The organism is Streptomyces lonarensis, assembly GCF_012033735.1.
GTDB classification, from domain to species: Bacteria; Actinomycetota; Actinomycetes; order Streptomycetales; family Streptomycetaceae; genus Streptomyces; species Streptomyces lonarensis.
In genome coordinates, this window is the sequence record NZ_JAAVJD010000391.1 from 1 (window position 1) to 2824 (window position 2824).

Genomic DNA, 2824 nt, shown 5'->3' on the forward strand with positions numbered 1-2824 from the left:
CCAGTGCGTCGGGGTCGTGGAGCGCGCCCTCGAAGACGCGGCGGCCGGACTCACCTGGGGCGGGGTGGGGACGCCGGCGACCGCAGGTCCCGGCTGCCCCGGCGGCGCGTCGACGTCGCCGCGCGCCACCCGTTCGTCGGGGCGGCCGATCAGCCAGTCGCGGCTGGGGACGACGAGCCCCGCGGGGGTGAAGGCGATCTTCCGCAGTTCGGCGTGGGTGCCGGAGTCCTTCCGCCACAGGCCGGAGACGATGTCGACCGCCTCGCTCGGGCCGGCGGCGAACTCCAGACCGGCGTAGACCGGCGCGCACGCCTCCAGTCCGAGGTCCTGGGCGGTGAGCCGTCGGCCCAGCCGACGCGTGAAGACCTCGGCGATGAGGGCGGGCGTGGTGCCGCGTGGTCGTTGCCCGCGCAGCCAGCGCGTCACCGACGTCTTGTCGTACCGCAGGTCCAGGCCGTGCTCCAGCCCTAGTTGGTCGACACGTCTGGCGAGGCCTGCGTGCGAGAACCCTGCCTCGGCGATCAGGGTCGCGAGCTGGCGGTTGGGGCTCCGCCGGGTGGAGGGGGGGGAGGTCGTACCTCCGGGCCGTTCCGTGGACATCAGCAGATCTCTCTCGTGGAACCCCGGCCGGGTCGGTGCTGCGGCCGGGAGGACGGCGTGAATTTAGCCGCATCCGGGGGCCGTATCGGCTGCTTTGGCAGGGATTCATCCATACGTGTGAGACCGGGCACAGGGGCCTCCCCACCAGCGCCGGACGTACAGTGGACGACGGCCCGCCCCCGACCGCTCCGCGGCCGGCGGAGGCGCCGCCAAGGCGGGGGAACCCGCAGCGCACAGCGAAGGAGCGGCAGTGAGCGAGCTGCGGTTTGTCCGGATGGGGTTCGGCGAGGACGCGGTGGACTACCGGCTCGCCTGGGACGAGCAGCGCCGGGTCCACGCCGCGCGGTTCGCCGACGAGATTCCCGACACCTGCCTGCTGCTGGAGCACCCCGCCGTCTACACCGCGGGCCGCCGGACCCTCGACAGCGAGCGCCCGCTCGACGGCACCCCGGTCGTGGACGTGGACCGCGGCGGGAAGATCACCTGGCACGGCCCCGGGCAGCTGGTGGGGTACCCCATCCTGAAGCTGCCCCGGCCGGTGGACGTCGTCGCCCACGTGCGGCGGCTGGAGGAGGCGCTGATCCGCGCCTGCGCCGCCTTCGGTGTCGCGACCACTCGGATCGAGGGGCGCAGCGGTGTGTGGGTGCTGGGGGGCGAGCGCCCCGGCGCGGGGGCGCTCGGCGGGCTGTCCCTGGACTTCGACCCCCGGCTGCACGACGAGGAGTTCGACCCCCGGCTCAGCGGCCCGGAGTACGCTCCCTCCAACGCGGGGCAGCGCGGTGAGGACCGCAAGCTGGCGGCGATCGGCATCCGGGTCGCCAAGGGCGTCACGATGCACGGCTTCGCCCTGAACGTCGCCCCGGACAACACCTCCTTCGACCGGATCGTCCCCTGCGGCATCCGGGACGCCGGTGTGACCTCGCTCGCACAGGAACTGGGCCGCGAGGTCACGGTGGCGGAGGTGCTGCCGGTGGTCGAGGAGGAACTGCTGGCCGTGCTGGAGGCGGCCGAGCCGCTGCCGCGCGCGGTCTGAGCGGCCGCCGGCGTGGGCGCCGGCGGCGCCGGCCGTGGCACGGTGGGCGCACGCCCCGGCGCTGCGCGGGTCGCACCGGGCCGCGGCCCGGAGATGTACGGGCGTACCCTGGTGTTCGCCGAGGAATCGAAAGCGTAGGGAGCCGGACGTGTCCGCTGTCGCACCCGACGGTCGCAAGATGCTCCGTCTGGAGGTCCGGAACAGCCAGACCCCGATCGAGCGCAAGCCCGAGTGGATCAAGACCCGGGCGAAGATGGGCCCCGAGTACACCGCCCTGCAGGGGCTGGTGAAGCGCGAGGGGCTGCACACGGTCTGCCAGGAGGCGGGCTGTCCCAACATCTTCGAGTGCTGGGAGGACCGTGAGGCCACCTTCCTCATCGGTGGTGAGCAGTGCACGCGGCGCTGCGACTTCTGCCAGATCGACACCGGCAAGCCGGCCGAGCTGGACCGCGACGAGCCCCGACGGGTGGCGGAGTCCGTCCAGCAGATGGGGCTGAAGTACGCCACCATCACCGGCGTCGCCCGCGACGACCTGGAGGACGGCGGCAGCTGGCTGTACGCCGAGACGGTCCGGCAGATCCACGACCTGATGCCGGACACCGGCGTCGAGCTGCTGATCCCGGACTTCAACGCCGAGCCCGAGCAGCTGGCCGAGGTGTTCTCCACCCGTCCCGAGGTGCTGGCGCACAACGTCGAGACGGTGCCGCGCATCTTCAAGCGGATTCGTCCCGCCTTCCGGTACGAGCGGTCGCTGGAGGTCCTCACCCGTTCCCGCGAGGCCGGGCTGGTCACCAAGTCGAACCTCATCCTGGGGTTGGGCGAGACCCGCGAGGAGGTCAGCAAGGCGCTCCGCGACATGCACGAGGCGGGGTGCGAGCTGATCACCATCACGCAGTACCTGCGCCCCACCCCGCGCCACCACCCCGTGGAGCGCTGGGTCAAGCCCGACGAGTTCGTCGAGCTCCAGCAGGAGGCGGAGGAGATCGGCTACGCGGGCGTCATGTCCGGCCCGCTGGTCCGGTCCTCCTACCGCGCCGGCCGGCTGTACCGGCAGGCGATGGAGCGGCGCGAGGCGGCCACCCCCGCGGCCTGACCCGCGCGGCGCGCCGCGCGAGGGCTGCCGGGCGTGCGCGCCCGAGTACGCCCCGCGGCGCACGCCCACCCGACCACGGGCGGGGGGCCCGCCCCCCC

The 2824-nt window shown here is 73.5% G+C and carries 3 protein-coding genes; 2 read left to right on the forward strand and 1 reads right to left on the reverse strand.

The features are described 5' to 3' along the window. Positions 1-600 (reverse strand): NsdA family TPR-like regulatory protein (locus tag HCN56_RS24860; RefSeq protein ID WP_512700878.1); only part of this gene is annotated, 600 nt, incomplete at its 3' end. A 250-nt stretch (positions 601-850) separates the two neighbouring features. On the opposite strand from HCN56_RS24860, the gene lipB reads away from it, so the two are divergent. Together lipB and lipA are read left to right on the forward strand one after the other, a co-directional pair. Beyond that, positions 851-1633 carry a lipoyl(octanoyl) transferase LipB gene (gene lipB / locus HCN56_RS24865; RefSeq protein WP_167974809.1) on the forward strand — a complete coding sequence of 261 codons (783 nt, stop codon included), beginning with the start codon at positions 851-853 and terminating at the stop codon, positions 1631-1633. A gap of 148 nt (positions 1634-1781) precedes the next feature. Continuing rightward, a complete protein-coding gene (lipA, locus tag HCN56_RS24870) occupies positions 1782-2726 on the forward strand; it encodes a lipoyl synthase (RefSeq protein ID WP_167974811.1) in 945 nt (314 codons plus the stop codon). Positions 2727-2824 lie beyond the last annotated feature (98 nt).